The organism is Haloarcula sp. H-hyl6, from assembly GCF_056934455.1.
The window spans coordinates 282835-305293 of record NZ_JBRIIK010000001.1 but is presented as its reverse complement, the minus strand read 5'-3'; the positions used below and the strand labels follow the sequence as shown (position 1 = coordinate 305293).

The 22459-nt window shown below is 67.1% G+C and carries 28 protein-coding genes and 2 tRNA genes; 11 read left to right on the top strand and 19 right to left on the bottom strand.

Annotation, left to right across the window (positions count from 1 at the left end):
* The 9 genes from Hhyl6_RS01495 to Hhyl6_RS01455 all read right to left on the bottom strand — a co-directional run bounded on the left by Hhyl6_RS01495 (position 1) and on the right by Hhyl6_RS01455 (position 6589).
* Positions 1-303 (bottom strand): hypothetical protein, encoded by a 303-nt coding sequence (locus Hhyl6_RS01495; RefSeq protein ID WP_483737449.1) that lies wholly within the window; start codon positions 301-303, stop codon positions 1-3.
* Positions 304-351: 48 nt separating this feature from the next.
* Positions 352-606 (bottom strand): hypothetical protein, encoded by a 255-nt coding sequence (locus tag Hhyl6_RS01490; protein ID WP_483737448.1) that lies wholly within the window; start codon positions 604-606, stop codon positions 352-354.
* Positions 607-669: 63 nt separating this feature from the next.
* Positions 670-1008 (bottom strand): AzlD domain-containing protein, encoded by a 339-nt coding sequence (locus Hhyl6_RS01485; protein WP_483737447.1) that lies wholly within the window; start codon positions 1006-1008, stop codon positions 670-672.
* Positions 1005-1694 carry an AzlC family ABC transporter permease gene (locus Hhyl6_RS01480; RefSeq protein ID WP_483737446.1) on the bottom strand — a complete coding sequence of 230 codons (690 nt, stop codon included), beginning with the start codon at positions 1692-1694 and terminating at the stop codon, positions 1005-1007. Before Hhyl6_RS01480 ends, Hhyl6_RS01485 begins: the two co-directional genes overlap by 4 nt.
* Positions 1691-2230, bottom strand: coding sequence for a hypothetical protein (locus Hhyl6_RS01475; protein WP_483737445.1), 540 nt, complete (start codon positions 2228-2230; stop codon positions 1691-1693). Before Hhyl6_RS01475 ends, Hhyl6_RS01480 begins: the two co-directional genes overlap by 4 nt.
* A 587-nt stretch (positions 2231-2817) precedes the next feature.
* Entirely contained in the window at positions 2818-4176 is a 1359-nt protein-coding gene (locus tag Hhyl6_RS01470; protein ID WP_483737444.1) for an NAD(P)/FAD-dependent oxidoreductase, read from the bottom strand.
* Positions 4177-4224: 48 nt separating this feature from the next.
* Positions 4225-4818 carry a response regulator transcription factor gene (locus tag Hhyl6_RS01465; protein WP_483737443.1) on the bottom strand — a complete coding sequence of 198 codons (594 nt, stop codon included), beginning with the start codon at positions 4816-4818 and terminating at the stop codon, positions 4225-4227.
* A gap of 226 nt (positions 4819-5044) precedes the next feature.
* On the bottom strand, positions 5045-6082 hold the full coding sequence (gene asd / locus Hhyl6_RS01460; protein WP_483737442.1) for an aspartate-semialdehyde dehydrogenase: 1038 nt from the start codon (positions 6080-6082) through the stop codon (positions 5045-5047).
* 69 nt (positions 6083-6151) lie between these two features.
* A complete protein-coding gene (locus tag Hhyl6_RS01455) occupies positions 6152-6589 on the bottom strand; it encodes a DUF7960 family protein (RefSeq protein WP_483737441.1) in 438 nt (145 codons plus the stop codon).
* A 97-nt stretch (positions 6590-6686) separates the two neighbouring features.
* Here Hhyl6_RS01455 and Hhyl6_RS01450 point away from each other — a divergent pair, with 97 nt between their 5' ends.
* The 5 genes from Hhyl6_RS01450 (at position 6687) to Hhyl6_RS01430 (ending at position 10121) form a co-directional block, all read left to right on the top strand.
* A complete protein-coding gene (locus Hhyl6_RS01450; protein ID WP_483737440.1) occupies positions 6687-7340 on the top strand; it encodes a DUF4013 domain-containing protein in 654 nt (217 codons plus the stop codon).
* A 60-nt stretch (positions 7341-7400) separates the two neighbouring features.
* Positions 7401-8441: a tyrosine--tRNA ligase gene (locus tag Hhyl6_RS01445; RefSeq protein ID WP_483737439.1), complete on the top strand. Its 1041-nt coding sequence runs from the start codon at positions 7401-7403 to the stop codon at positions 8439-8441.
* Between the two features lie 20 nt (positions 8442-8461).
* Entirely contained in the window at positions 8462-9118 is a 657-nt protein-coding gene (locus Hhyl6_RS01440; RefSeq protein WP_483737438.1) for a class I SAM-dependent methyltransferase, read from the top strand.
* A gap of 35 nt (positions 9119-9153) precedes the next feature.
* A tRNA-Gly gene (locus Hhyl6_RS01435) sits at positions 9154-9224 on the top strand.
* 381 nt (positions 9225-9605) lie between these two features.
* A complete protein-coding gene (locus Hhyl6_RS01430) occupies positions 9606-10121 on the top strand; it encodes an NUDIX hydrolase (protein ID WP_483737437.1) in 516 nt (171 codons plus the stop codon).
* An 88-nt stretch (positions 10122-10209) separates the two neighbouring features.
* On the opposite strand, the gene Hhyl6_RS01425 is transcribed toward Hhyl6_RS01430, so the two are convergent.
* From Hhyl6_RS01425 to Hhyl6_RS01415, 3 genes are read right to left on the bottom strand one after another with little or no spacing between them, the layout of a single operon-like run.
* Positions 10210-10623, bottom strand: a complete 414-nt coding sequence (locus Hhyl6_RS01425) for a hypothetical protein (protein ID WP_483737436.1) — start codon at positions 10621-10623, stop codon at positions 10210-10212.
* A gap of 57 nt (positions 10624-10680) precedes the next feature.
* A complete protein-coding gene (locus Hhyl6_RS01420; protein WP_483737435.1) occupies positions 10681-11493 on the bottom strand; it encodes an HD domain-containing protein in 813 nt (270 codons plus the stop codon).
* Positions 11494-11544: 51 nt separating this feature from the next.
* Positions 11545-12018, bottom strand: a complete 474-nt coding sequence (locus Hhyl6_RS01415) for a redoxin domain-containing protein (protein WP_483737434.1) — start codon at positions 12016-12018, stop codon at positions 11545-11547.
* Between the two features lie 137 nt (positions 12019-12155).
* Between Hhyl6_RS01415 and Hhyl6_RS01410 the strand changes: the two genes are divergently transcribed.
* The 3 genes from Hhyl6_RS01410 (at position 12156) to Hhyl6_RS01400 (ending at position 12976) form a co-directional block, all read left to right on the top strand.
* Positions 12156-12392, top strand: a complete 237-nt coding sequence (locus Hhyl6_RS01410) for a hypothetical protein (protein WP_483737433.1) — start codon at positions 12156-12158, stop codon at positions 12390-12392.
* A gap of 181 nt (positions 12393-12573) precedes the next feature.
* Positions 12574-12834: a Sec-independent protein translocase subunit TatA/TatB gene (locus Hhyl6_RS01405; protein ID WP_483739657.1), complete on the top strand. Its 261-nt coding sequence runs from the start codon at positions 12574-12576 to the stop codon at positions 12832-12834.
* 68 nt (positions 12835-12902) lie between these two features.
* Positions 12903-12976 (top strand) — tRNA-Arg (locus Hhyl6_RS01400).
* Between the two features lie 286 nt (positions 12977-13262).
* Here Hhyl6_RS01400 and Hhyl6_RS01395 read toward each other — a convergent pair.
* Positions 13263-14144 carry a halocyanin domain-containing protein gene (locus tag Hhyl6_RS01395; RefSeq protein ID WP_483737432.1) on the bottom strand — a complete coding sequence of 294 codons (882 nt, stop codon included), beginning with the start codon at positions 14142-14144 and terminating at the stop codon, positions 13263-13265.
* A 234-nt stretch (positions 14145-14378) separates the two neighbouring features.
* On the opposite strand from Hhyl6_RS01395, the gene Hhyl6_RS01390 reads away from it, so the two are divergent.
* Together Hhyl6_RS01390 and Hhyl6_RS01385 are read left to right on the top strand one after the other, a co-directional pair.
* Positions 14379-14741 carry a winged helix-turn-helix domain-containing protein gene (locus Hhyl6_RS01390; protein ID WP_483737431.1) on the top strand — a complete coding sequence of 121 codons (363 nt, stop codon included), beginning with the start codon at positions 14379-14381 and terminating at the stop codon, positions 14739-14741.
* On the top strand, positions 14738-15040 hold the full coding sequence (locus tag Hhyl6_RS01385) for a DUF7521 family protein (protein WP_483737430.1): 303 nt from the start codon (positions 14738-14740) through the stop codon (positions 15038-15040). Before Hhyl6_RS01390 ends, Hhyl6_RS01385 begins: the two co-directional genes overlap by 4 nt.
* Before the next feature lie 22 nt (positions 15041-15062).
* On the opposite strand, the gene Hhyl6_RS01380 is transcribed toward Hhyl6_RS01385, so the two are convergent.
* Positions 15063-15611 (bottom strand): halocyanin domain-containing protein, encoded by a 549-nt coding sequence (locus tag Hhyl6_RS01380; protein WP_483737429.1) that lies wholly within the window; start codon positions 15609-15611, stop codon positions 15063-15065.
* Positions 15612-15872: 261 nt separating this feature from the next.
* Between Hhyl6_RS01380 and Hhyl6_RS01375 the strand changes: the two genes are divergently transcribed.
* Positions 15873-17375 carry a cryptochrome/photolyase family protein gene (locus Hhyl6_RS01375; RefSeq protein WP_483739656.1) on the top strand — a complete coding sequence of 501 codons (1503 nt, stop codon included), beginning with the start codon at positions 15873-15875 and terminating at the stop codon, positions 17373-17375.
* Here Hhyl6_RS01375 and Hhyl6_RS01370 read toward each other — a convergent pair whose 3' ends face one another.
* The 5 genes from Hhyl6_RS01370 to Hhyl6_RS01350 form a co-directional block, all read right to left on the bottom strand.
* On the bottom strand, positions 17376-18080 hold the full coding sequence (locus tag Hhyl6_RS01370) for a DUF2270 domain-containing protein (protein ID WP_483737428.1): 705 nt from the start codon (positions 18078-18080) through the stop codon (positions 17376-17378).
* Entirely contained in the window at positions 18077-18460 is a 384-nt protein-coding gene (locus tag Hhyl6_RS01365) for a helix-turn-helix domain-containing protein (RefSeq protein ID WP_483737427.1), read from the bottom strand. Before Hhyl6_RS01365 ends, Hhyl6_RS01370 begins: the two co-directional genes overlap by 4 nt.
* Before the next feature lie 153 nt (positions 18461-18613).
* Entirely contained in the window at positions 18614-19804 is a 1191-nt protein-coding gene (locus tag Hhyl6_RS01360; protein WP_483737426.1) for an MBL fold metallo-hydrolase, read from the bottom strand.
* A gap of 269 nt (positions 19805-20073) precedes the next feature.
* Positions 20074-21816 carry an ABC1 kinase family protein gene (locus Hhyl6_RS01355; RefSeq protein ID WP_483737425.1) on the bottom strand — a complete coding sequence of 581 codons (1743 nt, stop codon included), beginning with the start codon at positions 21814-21816 and terminating at the stop codon, positions 20074-20076.
* A 44-nt stretch (positions 21817-21860) separates the two neighbouring features.
* Positions 21861-22451, bottom strand: a complete 591-nt coding sequence (locus Hhyl6_RS01350; RefSeq protein ID WP_483737424.1) for an AsnC family transcriptional regulator — start codon at positions 22449-22451, stop codon at positions 21861-21863.
* Positions 22452-22459: the final 8 nt, after the last annotated feature.

Below are 22459 nucleotides of genomic sequence, written 5' to 3'. Positions count from 1 at the left end.
TCACTCGCTCTCGCGGGCGGCCCGGACGTGTTCCCGGGCCTCTTCGGGCGTCATCCCGCGGACGCCGCAGGCACAGGAGAGCAGTTCCGGGTCCGCGAGTTCGTCGACCTGTTCGCGGGACGCACGTTCGAGCGCGTCTGCCTCGGCGTCGTACTCGAAGGTGACGCGGTAGCTGACCTGCGTGACGCCCTCGATGCGGTGGTCCTCGCTCGGGTCCGGGTTGGCGATGGCCTCGGCGTGTTCGGCCTGCATCGCGTTCTTCCACTGTTCGAGGTTCGCCTCCGGGTCGGCGTCGTCGGTCATATCGCCGACGTGGTGGCAGGCGGTGAAAAAGGTGGCCAGACGGTGCGGTCACACCGCGTTCTGGACGCTCGTGCGCGCCGTCCGGTCGGCCGCCGCCAGTTCGTCCTGCCCGTACTCCCGGGCCGAAATCTCCCGCACCCAGAGCTCTCGGGCCAGCAACGAGAGGCGGTCCTCCGGGCCGCTGATGGTCACCGCTGCGCTCCCCACGCCCGATATCTCCACCCCGGGGATGCCGTCGGTGGCCCGCCTGAGTTCGCTCTGAACGTCCCCACGCTTACACGCAATCTGGAGCTTCCCTGTCATCGATTCGGACGACGACGGGAGATGGGGAAGCAGTACTACCTACTCTGTTAGGTGTCGGGGCGCTCACCCGAACAGCACCCCGACGGACCAGAGGACGGCCATCCCGCCGGCGATGGTCGCGGACATACTGTCGGTGCGCCACGCGACGACTGCAGCGGTCACCGCCGCGAGCACTCGGCCGTCGAGTGCCAGCGCCGCCCCGTCGCCCGTCACGACGGCGGGTCCGACGAGGGCCGCCAGCACGGCTACCGGGACGAAGCGGAGCGTCCGTTCGAGCGCGGACGGGAACTCGTCCAGCCACGCGTACAGTCCGATGAACGAGACCCTGAGTGCGAACGTCCCGAGGCCGACGACGGCCACGAGGAACCACACGTCGCCCACGGGCGGAGCCGTCTGCATCATATCGACCCAGCCTCCCGTCTGTCCACGGCCGCGCCGGTGCCGGTTGCGAGTACGGTAGCGAGGACGACGCCGAGACCCAGCGGAACGCCGGCCAACGGAACGGCGACGACCACACCGACGAGCGCGGTGGTCGCCGTGGCCCTGTCGGTCACGAACCGCACCAGCAGTGCGATGAACGCCAACGGGACGACGAACCCCAACTGGAGACCACTGGGGACCGTCGCGCTGAACGCGACGCCGACGACCACAGCGCTCTGTACGGTCACCCACAGCGGGACCGCCAAGCCGAGGTAGTACCCACGCGGGTCAGCAGTCGGGTCCTCGGCGAACCGCTCGACGGTGAGCGCGTACACGGGCGTCCAGAGGAAGTACGCGAGCAGGAGTTTCCACCCGGTCGAGAAGCGCCGGAAGTACGGCGCGATGGAGAGGCTGAGTATCACGACCCGGACGCCGACGACGAGGGCGGTGAAGACGACGATTGGAAGCGGAATGCCCGCTCCGAGTAGTTCCAGCGTCGCCAGCATCACCGACGGGAAGTAGAACGCGACGGACATCCCGACGGACTGGAGCGGTGTCAGCCCCGCGGGCGGCGCCGCCACGCCGGCCGCGAGTCCGACGGTAGCCGTCGCTGGAACGAGCGGCAGTATCGCCTCGACGCCTTCTCGAAAGCCCGTTTCGAACGTCATCCGTCGGCGTCGCCTCCCTCGGTCGGCGTCCGGTCGGTGGCCTGATGGTGGGCCTCGAAGCGCGACGGGTCGACCCTGACTGCCTCCACCTCGCCCGTCGCCGTGGTCTCTCCCGGCGGACCGAGTTCACTCCGAATCTTCGTCCGCCGCCCGACCTCTCCGTCCGGCCACGCCCGCAGAGTGACGGGTTCGTCGAGCGGCGTCGGCGCCCGGTAATCCACGCAGAGTCGGCCCGTCACGTAGACGATGCGAGGGGCGCTCCCGAGGGGTCGACCAGCCGCACCGTACGCGAACGTCATCGCCGTCCAGATGGAGTGACAGTCCACTAGCGACGCGACGTGACCGCCGTACATGACGTTCGGCGCGCCCGAAGTGAACACGGCCTCCGGGACGACGTGCGCGACGAGCGTCTCGCCGGTCGCGTCGAGAAAGCTCTTCAACTGCAACCCCGTTTCGTTCGCGGGCCCACAGCCGTAACAGGCCAGTTCCGGCCACGAGTCCTGTACGGGCGATTTCCCGGCGGGAACGTCGCTCATGAACGGACCCACGGTGCCCGTCGACATTATGTTAGTCAATAACGAGGTGTTGTCGCCTCTGTGACCCGCTATCCCGCCTCGCGGCCTGACGGGTCCGTCTAGGCCCGACCGTTACACGCCGAGGAGGTCCACCGAGCAGATGCGTTCCTCGGCTTCGCGACCTTCGTGTGAGAGTCCGGCTAGTGTGGGGCCCCCCAGGCGTATCGGTGCCACAGCCACAGCTATACCTGGATAGGCGGGCGCTGGTCGCACGCTGAAAGCAGTTCGCACACGACTGTCGGACGTCGAAATGTGCGCCCGGAACACTAACGACCGGCGTCATCCTCGGCGGCGCGCCACGTCAGCCGGCAAACCCTCGTGCCGGGCGGTTGCCCGATAGGGCAACGGGTGCCGAAGCGGCGTCGACCGGTTCGGCGGGCGGTTTACGACCGCGAGCCGGGCGGTTTGCGACCGCCAGTCGGACGGCGTAGCCGTCGATGTGTACCGTGCCCGGGTTCTCCGGACCGTCATCGTCCCTGTGACGGGCCTCGGCCGGGGATTGAAGGCACGCACACGCTCTTGGAGGGTCCCGTACCTAAGGGTGGCGTTCAGACCGCGTACTCGTCCTCGCGCAACTGGACGTACTTGCCGTTGCGGTAGCCGAACTTGCCCCACTTGTACTTGACGACCAGTTCGATGCCGTGGAGGCCGCCCTTCAGCGCCGCGTCGGCCTTGATGCCGCGGGCGTCCATGAGGTCCTTGGCCGTCGTGAACGCGCGGTCCCAGTCCTTCGGCCGCCAGTCGCGCACCATGTCCGCGAACGTGACGTTCCGCAGAATCTCGTCGCCGATTGCGGCGTGCCACTCGTCGTTGTAGCGTTCGAGAGAGCCCTCGGCGGCGAGGCGGCCGGCTATCTTCCCTGTGCGGACCGCCACGTGGTCGCCGCCCTCGTGGAACGCGGAGGTAGCGCCCATCGCGCCGCCGGTGACGGCGACGCCCGCGCCGACGGGCGACTCGATGGGTCGCGTCGAGGAGATGGGGTACGTCTCCGTCCCCTTCGATTTCCCGCGGTCCTCGACCAAGGGGAAGTCCTCGACGTCGTACTCGGGGAACTGCCGGTTCAGCAGGCGACGGATGTACTCGTTCCCGCGCGGGATGCTCTCGTCGTCGTCGCGGAGGAGTTCCCACTCGGCCACGTCGTAGTCGGCGATGTCCAGTCCGATGGGCATCGTCAGGCCGATGCGGGCCACCGGTCGGTCGTTCGGGAAAATCCACGGGTAGGCCGTGTGACCCGGCATGATGCCCCACCAGAACTCGATGAAGTCGGGGTCGAACAGGTCCTCGGGCATCCGCCGGTGTTCCTGATAGGCGATGTGATTGACCCTATTGGAGGGCATAATCTCGCCCATGGTCCGCCCGTCGGGGAGGAACTGGTCGAGGGTCCCGCCCGTGACGGTACGCTGGGGGCCGTCGGCGAGCACGAGGTTGTCCGTCTCGACGTCCTCGCCGTTGGCGAGGTGGAGGGTGTGGCGCGGACTCGACGCGAGGTCCGTCTCGACGCCGGTGACGCTGACGCCGACGCGGTAGTCCGCGCCGGCCTCGGTCGCTCGCTCGCGTAGCCAGTCGTCGAACCTCGCGCGGTGCATCGTGAACCCGAACCCGTCGTAGTTCGCGTCGATGCCCGTCTCCGTCATCGCGAGTTCGGTGTTCGGGCCGTAGAACTTCGCACCGTCCAGTTCGCTCAGGACGACGTCCTCGGGGAACTCCTCGAAAGGGATGCCCATGATGTCGAGCCAGTAGTCCAAAAGTCCGGCAGCGTCCGTCGAATCCGGGCCCGTCCCCTCCCGGTCGGCCCGGGGAACCCCCTTCTCCAAGACGACGGCGTCGGCGCCGCGGGCGGCAGCAGCCTCGGCGGCGGACGACCCGGCCGGGCCGCCGCCGACGATTGCCACGTCTACGTATTCCATACGCGCTACCGTGCCACCCCGACGGCTAAAACCTATTGTCTCGTCGCGCTAGGAGGACTCCGGCACTTGGGGCCGGTCGGACCGGTCCGAGGCAGTCAGTACGTCGGGGACGAGTGACACCCCGACGGCGTCGTGCGGCCCTTCGACGGTCGTCCAGTCCCGTTGGAGGCGCGCGACCGCGCGTCGATAGTCGTCGTCGGCCAGTTCCGTCGGGTGCGCGTGGGTTTCGACCGTCTCCGTCCGGGCCGCGAGCGCGAAGAACCGCCGGACCCGTGGTCGGCACGTCGAGAGGGCGCGACCCCGTTCGAGGGCCGCACGGACGGTTTCGCCCGCCACCGGTTTCCGCAGGTAGTCGTCCACCGGAACTCCCAGCAGGTCCGTGCCCGGTTCGACGCCGCTGACCATCACCACGAACGGGTCGTGGTCGCCGGCATCGATGGCCGCCGCCACGGCGTCGCCGTGCTTGCGCGGCATCTCTCTGTCCAGAATCACGGCGTCGGTGTCCTCGTCGAGTCGGTCCAGCGCCTCCGCGCCGTCCTCGGCGGTCCGGACGTCGTATTCGCCCTCCAAACAGAGCCGATAGAGCGTCCGACAGTCCTCGTCGTCGTCCACGACTAACACCGTCTCTACGGTCCCCACCATTCTGTCTCTACCCAGCCACTCTCGACCCATATATCGGCCGTACCGTTCTGACCGTTCAGGACCGTTCAACGGTGGAATCAGCGCCGATAACCGCGGATAGTGCGTTTCAGACACTCTGGTGCCGCTTTAGCTACCGCACGACGCACTGCTAGTATAGCTCACAGGTCGCCGAGAACGTCGGTTCGGCCGTCGAGACAACTGCGGGAACCGGGACCGCGGCCGGACCTCAGAGGTAGCCGCGCTGTTGGAGGAGTTCGCCGTTGAGGACGCTGGCGCCGGCGGCACCGCGCATCGTGTTGTGCGCGAGGCAGTTGAACTGGATGCCGTCGGTGGTCTCGCGGAACCCGCCGACTGCGACGCCCATGCCGCCCTCGACGTTCCGGTCGAGTCGTGGCTGGGGTCGGTCCGGTTCCTCGAACACTTTGATGAGGCGCTCGGGCGAGGACGGCAGGTCGACGCCGGTGACCGCTTCCATCGCGTCTTCTGCCTCCGCGACGGTGACGTCGTCGGCCGTGTCGGCCCAGACGTTCTCCAAGTGGCCGTCGAGCGTGGCGATGCGGTTACAGGACGCGGCGACGTCCATGTCGTTGAGTTCGACTTCGGCGCCGTCGAAGGTGCCGAGCAGTTTCCGGGACTCGGTCTCCATCTTCTGCTCCTCGCCGCCGATGTGCGGGATGGCGTTGTCGATAATCTCCATCGAGGAGACGCCGGAGTAGCCAGCGCCCGACACCGCTTGCAGGGTCGAGACGCGCACGTCGGTCACGTCGAAGGCCTCGTCGAGCGCGGCCAGCGGCGGGACCATCGTGATGGTCGAGCAGTTGGGGTTCTTCAGCAGCGCGCCGTCCCAGCCGCGTTCGTCGCGCTGGACCTCGATGAGGTCGACGTGGTCGGCGTTGACCTCGGGAATCGTCAGCGGCACGTCCTCGTCCATGCGGCCGTTCGAGGAGTTCGAGGAGACGACGTAGCCCGCCTCGCAGAACTCCGGTTCGACCTCCGCGCCGACGCTGGAGGGGAGCGAGGAGAAGATGAGGTCGACGTCGTCCGGCACGTCCTCGGGCGTGGTCGCGCCGACGGTGATGTCGGCCACGTCCTCGGGGATGGGAGCCTCGACGCGCCACTTGGCGGCCTCGCGGTAGCTCTTTCCGGCACTCGATTCGCTGGCTGTCAGTGCGGCGATTTCGAACTCGGGGTGGGGGTCGAGTAGCTGAATGAGTCGCTGTCCGACCGCGCCGGTGGCGCCGAGCACGCCTACGCGTACAGTCATCGGTTGACACAGGGCCGTGGGTGTTCAAAACAGTTTGGATACGCCGCAGTGTCGCCCGCCCTCCGGCGGTCACACCTCGGCTTCCGTATCTTCCAGCGCCCACGTCACGACGCGGGCTTCGACCACGTCACGCTCTTCGACGTAGGGGTCCTCGGGGTTCTCGAGCACGCCCTCGGCGTCGGCGAGCATCTCCGCTTCGAGGTCGGAGTGGTCGGGTTCCTCTCGGACGTCGTTGAGCAGGGCCTCGAAGTCCTCCCGCAGGTCGAACGACGCGCGGGCGACGTTACAGCGCGACAGCGGACTCATCCCCGTCTCCAGCACGAGGTCACGCACCGTCTCCCAGTCCGAACGACAGAAGTAGATGGACACCTCGCCGACGATGTCCCGCCACGCGATTGCCTCGGCGTGTTTCAGCAGGGGCACCGCCCGCGGGGGGAGGTCCAGCCGCGTCTTCGTGTCCGGGTTCCCGCACAGGCAACACGCCTTCTCCGTCTTCCCGGTGTACATGTCTCCATCTTGGGTCGGACGGGCTTGTGTACTCGGGTACCCCCCGGCCTGGCCGCAGTGGTGGGGTATAAGTATTGGGCCGGGGGAGTTGTCGGCAATGCTGCGCGACGCGCTCTTCTACCCACAGCGCGGGCCGGGATGGCTCTGGACCGTCGTCGTCGGGAGTCTGTTGACGCTGGTCGGGACGGTGCTGTTCGTGCCGCTGATTCCCGTCTCCGGCTACCTCCTTCGCGTCGTTCGTTCGACGGCCGAGGGTCGCCCCAACCCCCCGAAGTTCGAGGACTGGGGCGACCTGTTCGTCGACGGCGCGCGCGTCATCGCCGTACAGGTCGCGTACGCCTTCGTTCCGGTGCTCGTCGTTCTGGGGGGCGTGCTCGCGCAGGCGTCGGGCGCTTCGCTCCTCGGGAGCGGCCTGCTGGTCGCGGGCGCGGTGGTCGGCGTCGCGGTGGCCTACCTCGTGCCGGGCGCGCTGGGTCGGTTGGCGACGACAGACCGCCTCGCGGCGGCGTTCGACGTGCGGGCCGTCGCGGACGCCGCCCGCCGTCCCGTCTACGTCGTCGCCGTGGTCGAGGGGTACGTCGCGCTCCTCGTCGTCGCGGGCCTCGGTGGCGTCCTCGTCCTCATCCTCGTCGGGGCGGTGTTCGCCTTCTACGGACAGGTCGTCGGCTACCACCTCTTCGCACGCGGCTACGCGGGCGCTGTGGGCGACGGACGGGACCCGATGGGCCGCGGACAGGCCGCCGCCGAGTGAGCGTCGCGTCGGCGGCCCCACACAGGAACGTTTTACTCGCCGGAGCGGGGACCGGAGCGTATGGATACCGCCGCACGACTCGACCTCGTGAGCAGGCACACACAGGAGGTCGTCACGGACGAGGAACTGGAGGCACTGTTCGAGGACGGCACCCCCTCGGCGTACATCGGCTACGCGCCGACCGGCGAGATGCACATCGGCCACTTCACGACGATGCGAAAGCTCGCGGACTTCCTGCGGGCCGACGTCGACGTGACGGTGCTCATCGCCGACCTGCACGCCCATCTCGACGACAACAAGAGCCCGTTCGACCTCTTGGACGCCCGCTCGGAGTACTACCGCGTCGCCATCGAGGCGATGATAGACGCCGCGGGCGCGGACCCCGCGGACGTGGAGTTCGTGCGCGGCACCGACTTCCAACTCGACGAGGACTACACGCTGGAGATGTACCGCATGGCCGCGGAGACGACCATCGCGCGCACCCAGCGCGCGGCCAGCGAAGTCGTCCGCGAGTCCGAGAGCCCGAACCTCGGCGGCCTCATCTACCCACTGATGCAGAGCCTCGACGTGAAGGCCTTAGACGCCGACATCGCCTACGGCGGCGTCGACCAGCGCGGCATCTACATGCTCTCCCGGGAGATTCTCCCGGACCACGGCGGCCACTCGCCGGTCTGTATCTTCGCGCCGCTCCTCTCCGGCCTCTCGGGCGGCAAGATGAGCGCCTCCGACGCCGCCTCGAAGGTCAACCTCACCGACTCCCCCGACGAAGTTGCGGAGAAAATCGGACAGGCGTACTGCCCGGCCGGCGAGGTGGAGGACAACGGCGTGCTGGAGTACCTCGACCACCTCGTCTTCCCGATTCTGGAGGTCGAGGACGAACCGTTCGTCGTCGAACGGCCCGAGGAGTACGGCGGCGACCTGACCTACGAGAGCTACGACGCCGTCGAAGCGGACTTCCTCAGCGGTGAACTCCACCCGGCCGACCTCAAGCCCGCCGTCGGCGAGGCCATCTCCGAGGTCATCGACCCCGTCCGGGAGCGCCTGACCGACCGCCCGGAACTGCTGGCCGAGGCGTACCCCGAGACGTACGGCGAGGAGTAATCAGCAGGCCCCGATAGACGATGGACGAACGGTCACGAGAGGCGGTCCGCCGCACGTACGAGCGCATCGGCGACCACTTCTCGAAGACCCGCGAGTACGCGTGGCCCGAGGTCGAGGAGTTCGTCGCCGACGCCGACCGAGTCGGGACGGCACTCGACGTCGGGTGTGGGAACGGCCGGCACGCAGAACTGTTGGCCGGCGTCGCCGACCGGACCCTCGGCCTCGACGCGAGCAGGGCGCTCCTCTCGGCGGCGGACGACCGCGTGGGCGACCGGGTCTCGTTGCTGCAGGGCGACGCCGCTCGACTCCCACTCAGAGACGACTGCGTTGACCTCGCCGTGTACGTGGCGACGCTCCACCACCTGCCGACGGCCGACGACAGGCGGGCCAGTCTGGACGAACTCGCCCGGGTCCTCCGACCCGACGGACGGGCGCTGGTCAGCGCGTGGAGCACGGCCCACGACCGGTTCGACGCGCCCGCCGACGCCGAACGCGGGTTCGACACGACCGTCGACTGGACGCTCCCCGGCGGCGAGACTGTCGCGCGGTTCTACCACATCTACGCGCCGGCGGAGTTCGAGCGCGCTATCGACGTGAGCGGACTGACCCTGCACTCGATGGAACTCTCCAGCGGGAACTGCTACGCCGTCGTCGGACCGGAAGGGAAAGGTCCTTAATCACCTTCCCTCTATCACTGTGTACGTTCGTTGGAGCGGCGGTGGTCTAGTGGTAGGACCTGAGCCTTCCAAGCTCATGGCCCGGGTTCAAATCCCGGCCGCCGCATCCCCTTGAGGACTCTCCGAACAGCCACTGCTGAATCGGGAGACTCGACCCACGGTGACCACTGCGCCACCGGGGATTACGGTCGGTTCGAAGCCCGGCCGCAGTACACCCAGAGAGCGACGCGACTGCCCAGACCCGGTTCACGGCGTCGGCGAATCCGGTGCACTCGCTCCGTGGATGCCGCGACCGGGAGAAGATTTATGACCCCATCCTACGTATTATTACGTAAGCTGAAGAGTGGAAATTAAATCGCCAGACTCTTCTACCAGTTCGTCGTGTCGACAGTAGCGGGTGTTACAGCGCCGTCTCGGTCCCTCCCTCCGTCTGCTGTCGCCCTCTGTCGCGACCGGGACAGGTGAGACGTGACGCCCGATACGACACATGACTGGACACGACACAGACGCGACTGCCGGCCCCGACTCGATTGTCGACCCAGAATCGCTGCGCGACCGGGACGACGTCCCGTTCCACGAGGACACCGATACGGTCGACGCCGAGACGCTGGACCGTCTCGACGAGATGGACGACATGGCGCCCATCGGTGTCACGAACGACGCGGGTGAGACGCTGGTGATGCAGGTCACCGAGACGTGTGACTGGAAGATACCGTCGGCGAGCGTCGGGCCGGACGAGGCGTTCGGTGCCACCGCTCGGCGGTGGGTCAAGACGAACGCGCGGCTCGACGTCACCGTCGACGCCGTCGAGGGCGTGTGGCGGTTCGAGGCGCGCCTGGCGGACGGCGACCGAACGGCAGAGCGGTACTTCGTCGTCCTCCGCGGGTCCCCCGTGGGGGAGGAGTCGGACATCGGCGGCGGTGATGCAGTAGGGACTGGATGGTTCGATGCGTTCCCGGAGGACGCGGTCGCCGTCCCGGGAACGGACCTGTTCTTCGAGTGACGGCCGACGAACTCCGGTCGCGCTTGCCACCGTCGGCGGCCCGATAGACCTTGGGTACCGAGTCCCCGCCGAGTAGAAACCGGTTCGCTCAGGGTTCGACGCGTTCCCACGTATCCGACGTGAGGGTGGCGTCGGGGTTGTCCGGGAGGGAGACGGTCAACGAGTCTCCCGTCTCGACGCAGACGAGGTCGACCGGGTTCGACTCGTCGTGGTTTCGCGTCGGGTACGTAAACGGCCGGTTTCGCTCCGGGAGGTCGTCGATACGGGGACAGTCGGGTGGCGAGACGGTGCTGTCGGAGAAGCCATCGGTGTGGACGCGAGACTTGGGGCGGTCGCGACCGCGGTCGTCGCGTCCACTGAACAGACGGTCGGCGCCCGGAAGTCGCCTGACCAGCGCCCCCACACGGTCGCGAAACCGCTGGACGAGGCCGGGGGCGTCCCGGACTTCCGCTCGCACGTCGGCGGAGTCTCCCCGCTGCTCGTCCATGGGTGTGAGACTCATACTCAGGGGTAGGGAGGCGGGCTACAAAACGGTTGTGTCACTCACAGTTTCCACGGCTCAGAGTTCGATGCGCTCGACGATTTGGTTGCCGCCGTCACGTGAGTTCAGCGCGACGATGCGGATGTGTTCTTCGAGGCCGGAGTCGTTCAACTTCGCCTTCAGGAGGTTGTCGACCTGATAGACGCCTGCCGCGTTGTTCATCTCGATTTCGACCAGCACGGGGTAGTCGTCGCCGCTGCTGAGCGTCACCGTCTCGATGGCCTGACTGGAGACGGTGTTGATGCCCCGACCGCCGCGCTCGTAGGGGATGCGTGAGCGACCCCGCTCCATGTCCAGCGCGTCGGCCACTCTGACGACGCCCGCTTCGAGCGTGAGTGGAATCTCTTCCGTGTGGTGACAGAGAATCGCGTGGAGCACCTCGCCTTTCACTCGGACCCGTTCGTTCACGTCGTAGAAGTCCTCGAGTAGTCTGTCGAGCAGGTCCGCCGCGAGCGGGATGGAGTAGTAGGGGTGTTCGTCACGGTGGACGACGTGGCCGATGTCGTGGAGCGTCGCGGCGAGAGCGATGATGACGGCTTCGTCGGCCTCGTCTAGGTCGTGGTCGTCGGCCCCGTTGAACTCGACACCGCCCTGTTTGAGGAGGTCATAGAGACACAGCGCCCGGTTGCGGACGATGTCGATGTGTTTCTTCCCGTGGTCGTTGTAGCGCTTCCGCGTGACGGGGTTGACGTTCTGGGCCCCGAGGTACGCTTGCACCTCTTCGTCGGTCGCCAACACATCGAGGACGGCGTTGACCCGTTCGTCCGGGAACTCGTGGCTCGCCTCGGGGTCGTAGATTCGACCGCCCTCGTCGGTGACTCTCTCGCTCATGCTCTCTACGAGTGTGGCCAGCGAGAAAAAGTTCTCCCCGGCGCTCGTGTCTCAGGCCGCGCGGACGGCGTCGAGAACCTCCCCGTAGTTCGGTTCGACCCCGGGGTCGTCGCTTGCCCACGCGTACGTGACGGTGCCCTCGTCGTCGACGACGAACACCGCTCGCTTGGCGAGGTCGTGGACGCCGAGCGCCTCGAAGTCCATCGAGACGTCGTAGGCGTCGATTATCTCTCGGTCGTTGTCGCTGACGAGGTCGAACCCGAGTCCGAGTTGGTCGCGGAAGGCGTTCTGTGCGAACGGCGTGTCGATGCTGACGCCGTACACCGTCGCGTCCGCGTCGGCCAGTTCGTCGAGTCGCTCGTCGAACGCCGCTAGCTCGTCACCGCAGACGCTCGTGAACGCACCCGGGAAGAACGCCAGCACGACTGGCCCGTCGCCGACCGCGTCCGAGAGCGTGACCTCCTCCACGCGGCCGTTGGCGAGCGGTGCGGTGAACTCGGGCGCGTCGTCGCCGGCTGTGAGCATGGACGGCCGTTTCGTCTCGTCGGTGAAATCCCTTGTGACCGTTTCGGGGCGTGTCGACGCCCGTGACTCCGGTTCTCACGGCGACTTCACACCCGGTAAGCGACCCTTTTAATCCCTGTTCGCCCCTCGTCTCGACTATGCCAGACACGATGGAAGTGTACACCGGCATCGAAGTGACCGTCGAACACGTCGACTCGCTCCCCAACGGCGGCGCGCGGTTCGACATCACGGCCGAGGACGGTCGCAAGTGGCGAATCGACCTCACTCGCGACGGTGCGTCGGAGGTCGTGACGACGTGGCGGGACGGAACCCTCGCCGACGTCGACGTCCCGGAGTGGCTAGACGACGTTACGGCCCGGTTAGCTCGGCAGTGAGCGGCCGATTCGGTTACGCGTGCTACCCACTCACATCCCAGTTCACGGCAGACACCGTGTAGGACGCGTGAAAAAGCCCATAACGCGGCGTCACGCGCCGACGGTGAGCAAAAAGACTATAATAGCAACCACGTAAACTCCGACTACAATGTCAGGGACATTCGTACCACTGTTCCCGGGGATGCCGGGCACGACGGAGATGATGGTCATCCTCCTCATCGCCGTCCTCCTGTTCGGGGCGAACAAGATTCCGAAACTCGCTCGCTCCACCGGTGAAGCCATGGGTGAGTTCCAGAAGGGGCGGACCGAAGTCGAGCAAGAACTCGAAGAGATGAAGCAAGGTGGCACCGACTCCAGCACCGAGGAGTCGACCGCCACGGAGTCCTCGACCTCCACGGACTCCTCGACCAGCGAGGAGACGGCGACCGAATCGAGCAACTGACGACTCCCCTTCTCCGCTCTCTCGACCGAACGAAATCGTTTTCCAGTAGTCCCGCTACCCTCCGCGCAGGGCGTGTGGCCTAGTGGACGAGGGCGAGGGGTTCCTAACCCCTAGAGCGCGGGTTCGAATCCCGCCGCGCCCGTGCAGGGAACCGATGAGCGAAGCGAATCGGTGACTGAACCGGCATGGCGGGATTCTAATCAGGGAACGAGAGGTGAACGAGCGTCGCGAGCGAACGGGAGTGACCGTGGTTCGAATCCCGCCGCGCCCGTCTCGTTCGTGTCACTCACTCGACGGACGCGGCGTAGTTCGCAAAGCCTCCGGCTTTGCTCACTCCCGCCGCGCCCGTCTCGTGCCTCGCTATCGCCCGACCCGGCTCTACCGTGCGGACCGACGGGTCGGAGTCCGAGTGCCGACGCCCGTCGCAGTCACACCACGACGACGGCACCCTTCATACCGAGTGCTCGGTGGGGCAGACAGGAGTAGAGGTACTGTCCGGACGCCTCGAAGGTGTACTCGAAGGTGGTACTCGGTTCGCTCGCGACGTCGCCGGAACTGACGTCGGCGTTCTCGAACGCGACGTTGTGGCCGCCGCCGTCGCCCGTCCACTCCCAGCGGACGGTCTGCCCGGTGTCGATTTTGACCACGGGCGGGTCGAACGCGAACGCGCCGCCGTTGCCCTCGGCACCGACCGTGACGGATTCGGTGTCACCGCCGGTGCGGTCGGCCACGGTCCCGTCGAAGTTCCCGGTGCCGGACAGCCAGTCGTCCACCGCCTCGTAGCCAGTCGTCGGTGGTTCGCGGACGATGACCGCGCCCTTCATCCCCGCCTCGCGGTGGGGTTCGGACACGTACGGGTACGTTCCGGGTTCGTCGAATATGTAGTGGTAGCCAGTCCCGGACTGGGCGTTGGTCCGGCCGCTGTCGAACGTGCCGTCCAGCGCGACGACGTTGTGCTGGCCGCCGTGGCCCGTCCAGTCCCAGTGGACGTTGGTCATGGGGACCACCTCGATGACCGGCGGGTCGAACGCGAGGCCGTCGTCGAGTGGTTCGCCGACCGCAACCGTCGGCTGGGCACCCGCGCCGACGCGCGTGGGGTCGCCGTCGTAGCCGTTCGCGTCGGCGAGCCAGTCGTCCAGCGAGTCGGGCGGGGTCAGTTCTGGCGTCCCCGTGGACGCCGTGGTGTTGCTGTCGCTCGCACTCCCGACGGACTGCGCCGTCTCTCCGGTGGAGAGACAGCCAGCGGTGGCGACGAGTCCGGTCAGGGCTGTGCTCGCGAGGAACTGTCTGCGGGTGGAGGGCCGTTGCATTGCAGCCTGTAGGTTTTCCCGGACGGATGCAAAAACGGGGGTGTGGTTTCCAGATACTGGGAATCAACGGACTACCTTTATTACGCGGGGTTTTTTGTGAGGATACGAGGTCGTTCCGCTGTCCGGCCCGACCGGGACGGTACGAGCCGCGCCGTGTGAGGCACCACGACGATTGCCGCCACAGCATCGGTAGTGCCCTACCCACTCTCCGCGACCCACTGGAGGTCCCTCCCCGTGTCAGGAGAAGAACCGTCGGACCGACAAGCAGTCTTCGAGGCGCTCGCAGACCCGGACTGTCGCGACATCCTCGCGACGCTTGACGACCCGATGTCGGCAAAGCGCGTCGCCGACGTCTGCGAGTTGCCGCTGACGAGTACCTACCGTAAACTGGAACAGTTGAGCGATGCAGCACTCGTCACCGAGGAGACGGAGGTACGGTCGGACGGCCACCACGCGACGACGTACGTCCGGGACTGCACCGGCGTCTTCGTCGCTCTCGACGGGGAGGACTCTTTCGGCGTCGACGTCCTGCGGGACCGGGAGACGCCGGACGAGCGGCTAGCGCGCCTCTGGTCCCGCGTCAGCGAGGAACTATGAACGGAGACGTGTCGCTCGTCGTCATCGGACTCAAGACGGTCACGCTTCTTCTCGGCGGTCTCATCACCTACTTCGCCGCGAAGGCCGCCGCGAAGACGCGGTCGAGGGGCCTGACCTACCTCGCCGTCGGGTTCGGGGCAGTCACGTCGGGGTCGCTGCTCGCGGGCGTCGCCGACCAACTGCTCGGGTTCGACACACAGACGGCGCTCGTGTTCGAGAACGGCCTGACGGCAGTCGGATTCGCCGTCGTCGCGTACTCGCTGTACGTCGCGAGTCGCTCGTCGTTGGCCGGTCGCTGACTGCAAAACGGGTGCCGCGACGTTACTCGACGATGACGGCGCCCTTCATGCCGACGCCCTTGTGCGGTTCACAGTAGTAGAGGTAGGTCCCGGCCTCCTCGAAGGTGTGCTCGAAGGTGCTGCCCGACTCGGAGACGAGGTCGCTCTCGAAGTCGCCCTCCTCGTGGACGACGTTGTGGGAGCCACCCTCGCCGGTCCAGGACCAGTTGACGGTCGTACCGGCGTCGACGCGGACGGCCGGTGGGGCGAAGGCGAAGGCACCGCCGTTGCCCTCGGCACCGACCGTCACCTCGACGGTCCCGGAACCGGTCTGGTCCGCGACGGACCCGTCGAAGTTGCCGACGTTCGAGAGGTACTCGCTCACTTCCGAGGGGACGTCGCCGCCGCTACCGCCGCTACCGCCGCTCTCCGTCTCGGTGTCCTCCGACCCACCGCTGTCGCCGCCGGACCCTCCGTCGCCGCCGTCGCTACCGCTGCCGCCGTCGGAGCCACCGCAGCCAGCGAGCAGTCCGACGCCCGTCACGGCCGCGGTGCTACGGATGAACGTCCGTCGATTGAGGTGGTCTGTCATGCAGTCGAGTTTCGCCACGCAGACACTAAAGGTAGTCGCTTCTCCGACGGCGAGCATAATCAATCATTCGGGTCTGAGGAGGCCGAATTCCGCACTTTCGAACACCTGTATAACTGGGTGTCCGAACACGTTCGTAGCAGAAGCGTGTCACTTCGAACCCCCTCGTTTCTGGCGACCTAAGTACGGGATACCCACGTAGTTAGGACGGGGGTTCATCCCCCTAGCGGGTCTCGGAAGAACCATGCGACAGAGGTGTCCGTCGTGACGGTGTGGCTCAGGGCCGACCATCTCGTGCGAGGGCGGGGACCACTGACCCGACGTCCGGACGAACGAGTGCTCCTCGTCGAGGCGACGTCGTTCGCGCGAAAACGCCCGTACCACCCGCACAAACTGACGCTGGTGTTCGCCGCGTTGCGACACTTCCGGGACGAACTCCGCGCGGACGGTCGGACCGTCGACTACCGGCGGGTCGATAGGTTCGCGGACGGCATCGCCGCCCACCTCGACGAGCATCCGGAGGAGACGCTGGTGACGACGCGTCCGCAGGCCGACGGTTCCCGGGACCGAATCGAGAGTATCGTCGCCGAGGCGGGCGGTGACGTCGAGTTCGTCCCCGACGAACGGTTTCTCTGTTCGCCCGAACAGTTCGACGAGTGGGCGACCGACGGCCGCTACCGCCACGAGGAGTTCTATCGGTTCGTGCGCCGCGAGACGGGGTATCTGATGGACGACGGCGAACCGGTCGGCGGCGAGTGGAACTACGACGACCAGAACCGGGAGACGCCGCCCGAAGACTGGGAGCCAGCGGACCCCCCGACGTTCGACCACGACGAGACGACCGAGGCCGTCTCGGAGTGGGTTCGAGAGACGTTCGACGGCGGGGACTGGGCCGACCCCGGACCGTTCGACTGGCCGGTGACTCGCCGGCAGGCGGTGCGGGCGCTCGACCACTTCGTCACCCACCGCCTCGCCGACTTCGGCCCGTATCAGGACGCGATGCGGCGCGACGAGTGGGCGATGAGTCACAGTCTCCTCTCGACGTCGTTGAACCTCGGTCTCCTGCTACCCGAGGAAGTCGTCGAGCGAGCCATCGCCGCATACGAGGACGGCGACGCGCCGCTCAACAGCGTCGAGGGGTTCGTCCGGCAGGTGCTGGGGTGGCGGGAGTTCCTCCGACACGTCTACCGCCGCGAGATGCCCGCCCTCGCCGACGCGAACCAACTCGGTGCCGACGAGGAGTTACCCGACCTCTACTGGACGGGGGAGACGGACATGGCCTGTCTCTCGGACGTCGTCGACGGCGTCCGAAAGCGGGGGTACTCCCACCACATCGAGCGCCTGATGGTACTCTCGAACTTCGGGCTGATATACGGCGTCGAACCCGCCCAGTTGAACCGCTGGTTCCACGCGGGCTACGTCGACGCCTTCCACTGGGTGACGACGCCGAACGTCGTCGAGATGGGCCTGTACGGCGCTGGCGTCTTCGCCACGAAGCCGTACGCGTCCTCGGCGAACTACGTGGACAAGATGAGCGACTACTGCGCGGGGTGTCCGTACTACAAGACCAAGACGACCGGCGAAGGGGCCTGTCCGTTCAACGCACTGTACTGGGACTTTCTGGACCGCAACGAGGAGCAGTTACGCTCGAACCACCGGATGGGACTGATGTACGGTCACGTCGACGAGAAGGACGACGATGAGTGGGCCGAGATACGGGCACGGGCCGACGAGATACGGGCGATGGCCCGGAGCGGCGACCTCTAATCAAGTCTCACGCCACTCGTCGACTTCGCACTGGCGGAGCTCCGACCGGGAGTGCCAGCACCGCGGACGGACGGCCACGCCGACGGCGGCGAGGTAGGCGAGTGCGACGATACCCGTGACGACGACGCCCGGAACCATGCCGATGGCGGCGCTCTCGGGCCAGTTCCCTTCCTGTGCGAAGGCGGTGACGCGGATGAGCCACGCGCCGGTGACGACGCTGAACAGCGCGATGTACACGCGCCGGAGGCGGTGGGCGAGCGCCTCCTCGAAGGGGACTTTCAGGGTGGGATTGTCGTAGTCCTCGCTCAACTTGCGACGCCACGCGTCGTCGTCTACGTCCGTCGTCGGGTCCAGTCCGTGCGACCAGACGTTCTGCTGGATGAGTCGGACCCGCGAGCGCCAGACGTCGAACCCGCGGTAGCGGTGGGCCTCGATGCCGAGGAAGACGGCGAGCGTGACCAGTCCGACGAGGACGAGGTAGTGGGGGTTCGACGGGTCCGAGAACGCCCACGTCAGGATGGCGGCGATGACGGTGACCGCCCAGTTCGTCGTCCGGTCCAGTCGCTCGCGCCACCGGGTCATCCGGTGGACCTCGCCACGGTAGAGGTGGGCCATCGAGGAACTCGGGCCCATGTCTCGCTCGAACAGGCCGGCACCGATGCCGCGTTCGCGTTCACCGCTCGGGTCGAAGTCGTCTCTGTTCATCTCGTTTGCTCACCGTATTGTTCGCGGAACTCCGCGATGAGGCGTCCCAGCATCGCGTAGTAGTCGTTCAGTTCCCGGTGCATCCGGTCGGCGATTTCGTCGGGGCCTCGTGGTTCGTACACGTGGTAGTAGCTACTCTCCTCACCGCTCTCTTGGTCCTGCGAGACGAGGTCGGCGTCTAGCAGGCGCTGGAGCGAGCGGTACGCAGTCGTCCGGTCCCGGTCGACTCGCCCTGCCAGTTCGTCGACGGTCAGTGGTCCATCGGCCTCGACGAGGACGGTGAAACATCGTCGGTCGAGGGGGGCCAGTCCGTGGAAACAGTCCAGTACGAACTCACAGTGCACGTCGGATTCCAGCATCCCGCGGATTGCCTCGGGCATTATCGACACCTCACCGTGCCGTGGATGGCCCCGCCGGTGACGGGTCCGCCGTCGGTTGGTCCACCGCGGGGACGTTCGGCTGGACGAACCCCTGCGCGGATGCGCCGAGCATAGTGGTGCCACCGGTTGGGAAACAGCGCCTTCGCGACCATCTCAGTCCTCGGTCATCGCGTCGGTCGTCGCCGCGCAGTTGTTCGGCCCGCGTTCGAGTTCGGCCGCCGTCTCCGCGTCGACGGTCCGGTCGCCGAGGTTCGTGGCGATGATGTCCTCGTAGTTGTCCGGTCGCGGTGGCATGTCGGAGAGGACGAACTCTACGAACGCTTCCCTGTCGTAGTCCAGCGCCGCCATCGCGTCGGCGATGTCTCCGAGCGTGTCCGTGTACGTCCCGTCCTCGGCCTTGTCCGCGGCGTCGCTCGCGTGCCCCGGCGCGACGAGGGTGTCGTCCGGGAGCGGGAGAATCCGCTCGTGGAGCGTCTCGTACAACTGGCGGGCGGCCTCGGGTGCGCCGTCGGCGCCGTCTTCGAGGTCCGGGCGGGCGACGCTCTCGACGAACAACCCGTCGCCCGTGAGGATGACGGCGTCGTCGACGAGGTAGGAGGTCATCCCGCTGGTGTGGCCCGGCGTGTGGACGGCCTCGACGGCGACGTCGCCGACCGTCAGGGTCTCGCCGTCTGCGACCGTCTCGTAGGACTGCTCGTAGTCGACGCCGCGTTCGTCGGCCGGCGCGGGGACGAGGGCCTGCACGTCGTGGTCCCGCGCCAGTTTGCGGACGCCGCTGACGTGGTCGGCGTGGACGTGCGTGTCCGCGGCGGCGACGAGGTCAACACCGTACTCTGCGGCCGTCTCTGCGTACTGGTCGGCGAAGGCGTGGAGGGGGTCCACGACCAGCGCCTCGTCGCCGTCCGCGACGAGGTAGGAGAGACACCCCGAGGAAGGGCGGTAGAACTGGACGACGGTGGCGTCCGTCGCTACGGAGAGTTCCGTCGCGTCGAGGACGGTCTCCCACCCCTCCATCCCGTCTTCGACGGCGGCCACGTCGTCGACGCCCGCGTCGTCCAGTACGTCGGCGACGAACTTGCTCGATTTCCCCTCCGAACAGACGGTGTAGACAGGCCGGGCGTCCGGAACGTCTTCGAGTGCGCTCTCGGGCACGTCGTCCAGGAACTCGTAGTACGGCACGTTCCCGAACTCGACGCTGTCGCCGTCGATGCGCCAGTCGTCCACGTCCGCCGGCGCTCGCGTGTCGAGGACGCCGACAGACTCGCCGGCGGCGAGTCGGTCGTACAGGTCGCTCGGGGCTATCGTCGAGACGTCGTCGGGGATGGTGAACGGTTTGTCGCTCATCGTGTGCCCATCGTAGTCGGTCGTCCGTACAAAAGTGTTGTGTGTTTTGTGCAATACAGTAACTACTGCCACCGGATTCAGATACGGTAGCGCATAGCATCGAACAGAACTGCGCGAGAGAGGGGGCTAAGCGGACCGTTCGCAAACAAGAGCCAGAATTATGTTGCAGGTCCGACGAAATATGAGCCGACGCCGCCTGCCTCGGTGAGGCGAGTCGGCCCGTGGCGAGGCCGTACGACGCGACACCGACCGTGCGACCGCTGTGCCGACTAGCCGTCCTCTTCACGCCGCCGCATCTCGTACCGGGTGAACTGCGGCGTCGAGAGCGCGAGACGGCGCTGTCTGCGGAACGACCACGCCAACGCCCCGAGTGTGAGGGCCGTCCCGCCCAGTGCCAGTGCGGTCGACGGCAGGGTCGCGTCGACGTAGAAGAACGCCGCCACGGGGATGCCGGCGGCGGCGAGGAACCCGAGGAGCAGCCGCCACGCCATGCGGCGAGCGATGCCGCCGCTGTCTCGGAGCACCGTCTCCAGCACTAACTCGCCCCGTACGGCCGTGTCGAGCGCCGCTTCCGCTTTCGGGGCCGTCGTCACGACCGAGCGAGCGGTCCGGGTCACCGTCTCCTGCACCTCCTCGCGGACGGCCGCCCCGGCGTCGGCCGCGCCCCGTTCCATCACGTACTCCGTGATTATCTCGATGAAGTCGAAGTCGGGGTCGAGCGTGCGACAGACGCCCTCCAGCACGGTGGTCACGCGGACGACCAGCGCGAGGTCCTGGGGCAGTCGCATGGGGAACTCGTACAACTGGCTCTCGAACTGGCCGACCAACTGCTCGACGCGGTACTCGCTGATGTCCTCGCCGCGGAACTGCTCGATGACGATTTCGAACGCCTCGCGCATCACCTCGCGGTCGGCCATCGGGTCCAGCGCCCCCATCGCGACGAAGGCGTCCATCACCCGGTCCACGTCGTCCGTCGCCAGTCCGACGTAGAACTCCATCAACTGCTCGCGCGTCCGCGCTCCGAGTCGCCCGGTCATCCCGAAGTCGTAGAAGACGAGCGTTCCGTCGGGCTGGACCGCCAGATTCCCGGGGTGCGGGTCGGCGTGGAAGCGTCCGTCCTCGACTATCATCTGGATGTAGACTTCTTCGAGGCGGCGGACCAGTGCCTCGCGGTCGACGTTCATCTCGTCGAGGCGCGCCACGTCGTCGATTTTCACCCCGTCGACGTACGTCATCGTCACCACGCGGTCGGTGGAGTGGCTCTCGACGACGTCCGGAATCGCCACTCGCTCGTCGTCGGCGAAACTCCCGCCTATCTCCCGAAGCATCCGGGCCTCGTGGGCGTAGTCCATCTCCCGGCGAATCGTCGCCGAGAACTCCTCGGTGAGGTTCTCCAGCGTGAACGCCTGCCCCGGGTCCGCTCCCGAGACGAGAATCGGCGTCAGCGCCGCCAGCACGCGCAGGTCCGACTCGACGCGTTCCCTGATGCCGGGCCGCAGGACCTTCACCGCGACCCGTCGGCCGTCCAGTTCGGCCTCGTACACCTGTCCGAGCGACGCGCCGCTGATGGGCGACGTGTCGAACTCCTCGAAGCGCTCCGCGACGGGACCGCCGAGTTCCGATTCGAGCAGGGGTTCGATGTCGGCCCACGGGTCCGGCGGCACTTTGTCCTGCAGTTCCGAGAGCACCTCGACGTACTCCGCCGGGAGCGCGTCGGGCCGCGTCGAGAGCATCTGCCCGAGTTTGATGAACGCCGGCCCGAGGTCCAGAAACGTCTGCTTCAGTCGCCGCGCCCGCCGGGTACGGTCGTCGCTCGTCACGGACCGTGACCGGCCGAACAGCAGGAACCGCTTCCGGTCGCGGCCCCACGCGAGGACGAAGGGGACGAACTGCCACGCGACGACCAGCGCGCGCCAGAGGGCCCGCAGGCGGACCCTCAGTCCCGTCGGTTTGGTGTCCGCCGTCGAGGCCGGTCCCTGCGAATCGCTCACTACCGTCTCCTCGGGGCTCACGCCAAATGAGTGTACTGGAACCCTCGCACCGGGCCGCAGGAACGTTACACGCCTTCTTTCAGCGATTCGTACTGCTCCACGAACCGCGACTCGCAGGACCCACAGCAGAAGTAGTAGGTGTCCCCGTCGAGGACGGTTCGCTTGCCTTCCTCGTCCACGGTGTTCCCGCACTCGGCGCACTCCGGGGCGAACTCCGCGGTTCCGAGGCCGGGTTGCCACTCGCTGTCGGCGACGAGACGCACCTCGTAGCTGTCGACGTCGTCGAGGTCGAGGTGCGCGTCCAGCATCTCGACCACCTCTCCGTGTGGCACCGTCGCCGTCGCCGTCACCCGGCCGTCTGCCGTCCGGAAGACGTGTTCGACGGCGTCGGCCGCGGAGAGACCCTCCCGGACGGCCGCCGCACGTCCCGGTTCGGCTGCTATCTCGACGAGGACGGGGACTCCCGACCTGAGAAGCGAGCGGTCGACGTCGAGCGTGAATCCGCGGACGATACCCATCTCCTGTAAGCGGTCCACCCGGTCGGACACGGCCGGGGCCGAGAGACCGACCTCGTCTGCGATGTCGCTGAACGGACGGCGCGAGTCGTCGAGCAAGAGCGTGACTATCTCGCGGTCGATGTCGTCGAGTCCGCGCATACCCCTCA

Excerpts from the sequence above, each read along its gene's own strand:
- Hhyl6_RS01430 (WP_483737437.1), top strand. The coding sequence starts at position 9,606 with ATGACTGGACACGACACAGACGCGACTGCCGGCCCCGACTCGATTGTC.
- Hhyl6_RS01490 (WP_483737448.1), bottom strand. The coding sequence starts at position 606 with ATGACAGGGAAGCTCCAGATTGCGTGTAAGCGTGGGGACGTTCAGAGC.
- Hhyl6_RS01405 (WP_483739657.1), top strand. The coding sequence starts at position 12,574 with ATGCCGGGCACGACGGAGATGATGGTCATCCTCCTCATCGCCGTCCTC.
- Hhyl6_RS01385 (WP_483737430.1), top strand. The coding sequence starts at position 14,738 with ATGAACGGAGACGTGTCGCTCGTCGTCATCGGACTCAAGACGGTCACG.
- Hhyl6_RS01470 (WP_483737444.1), bottom strand. The coding sequence starts at position 4,176 with ATGGAATACGTAGACGTGGCAATCGTCGGCGGCGGCCCGGCCGGGTCG.
- Hhyl6_RS01465 (WP_483737443.1), bottom strand. The coding sequence starts at position 4,818 with ATGGTGGGGACCGTAGAGACGGTGTTAGTCGTGGACGACGACGAGGAC.
- Hhyl6_RS01395 (WP_483737432.1), bottom strand. The coding sequence starts at position 14,144 with ATGCAACGGCCCTCCACCCGCAGACAGTTCCTCGCGAGCACAGCCCTG.
- Hhyl6_RS01445 (WP_483737439.1), top strand. The coding sequence starts at position 7,401 with ATGGATACCGCCGCACGACTCGACCTCGTGAGCAGGCACACACAGGAG.
- Hhyl6_RS01380 (WP_483737429.1), bottom strand. The coding sequence starts at position 15,611 with ATGACAGACCACCTCAATCGACGGACGTTCATCCGTAGCACCGCGGCC.
- Hhyl6_RS01420 (WP_483737435.1), bottom strand. The coding sequence starts at position 11,493 with ATGAGCGAGAGAGTCACCGACGAGGGCGGTCGAATCTACGACCCCGAG.
- Hhyl6_RS01475 (WP_483737445.1), bottom strand. The coding sequence starts at position 2,230 with ATGAGCGACGTTCCCGCCGGGAAATCGCCCGTACAGGACTCGTGGCCG.
- Hhyl6_RS01495 (WP_483737449.1), bottom strand. The coding sequence starts at position 303 with ATGACCGACGACGCCGACCCGGAGGCGAACCTCGAACAGTGGAAGAAC.
- Hhyl6_RS01365 (WP_483737427.1), bottom strand. The coding sequence starts at position 18,460 with ATGCCCGAGGCAATCCGCGGGATGCTGGAATCCGACGTGCACTGTGAG.
- Hhyl6_RS01480 (WP_483737446.1), bottom strand. The coding sequence starts at position 1,694 with ATGACGTTCGAAACGGGCTTTCGAGAAGGCGTCGAGGCGATACTGCCG.
- Hhyl6_RS01350 (WP_483737424.1), bottom strand. The coding sequence starts at position 22,451 with ATGCGCGGACTCGACGACATCGACCGCGAGATAGTCACGCTCTTGCTC.
- Hhyl6_RS01370 (WP_483737428.1), bottom strand. The coding sequence starts at position 18,080 with ATGAACAGAGACGACTTCGACCCGAGCGGTGAACGCGAACGCGGCATC.
- asd (WP_483737442.1), bottom strand. The coding sequence starts at position 6,082 with ATGACTGTACGCGTAGGCGTGCTCGGCGCCACCGGCGCGGTCGGACAG.
- Hhyl6_RS01415 (WP_483737434.1), bottom strand. The coding sequence starts at position 12,018 with ATGCTCACAGCCGGCGACGACGCGCCCGAGTTCACCGCACCGCTCGCC.
- Hhyl6_RS01440 (WP_483737438.1), top strand. The coding sequence starts at position 8,462 with ATGGACGAACGGTCACGAGAGGCGGTCCGCCGCACGTACGAGCGCATC.
- Hhyl6_RS01360 (WP_483737426.1), bottom strand. The coding sequence starts at position 19,804 with ATGAGCGACAAACCGTTCACCATCCCCGACGACGTCTCGACGATAGCC.
- Hhyl6_RS01485 (WP_483737447.1), bottom strand. The coding sequence starts at position 1,008 with ATGATGCAGACGGCTCCGCCCGTGGGCGACGTGTGGTTCCTCGTGGCC.
- Hhyl6_RS01450 (WP_483737440.1), top strand. The coding sequence starts at position 6,687 with ATGCTGCGCGACGCGCTCTTCTACCCACAGCGCGGGCCGGGATGGCTC.
- Hhyl6_RS01455 (WP_483737441.1), bottom strand. The coding sequence starts at position 6,589 with ATGTACACCGGGAAGACGGAGAAGGCGTGTTGCCTGTGCGGGAACCCG.
- Hhyl6_RS01410 (WP_483737433.1), top strand. The coding sequence starts at position 12,156 with ATGCCAGACACGATGGAAGTGTACACCGGCATCGAAGTGACCGTCGAA.
- Hhyl6_RS01425 (WP_483737436.1), bottom strand. The coding sequence starts at position 10,623 with ATGAGTCTCACACCCATGGACGAGCAGCGGGGAGACTCCGCCGACGTG.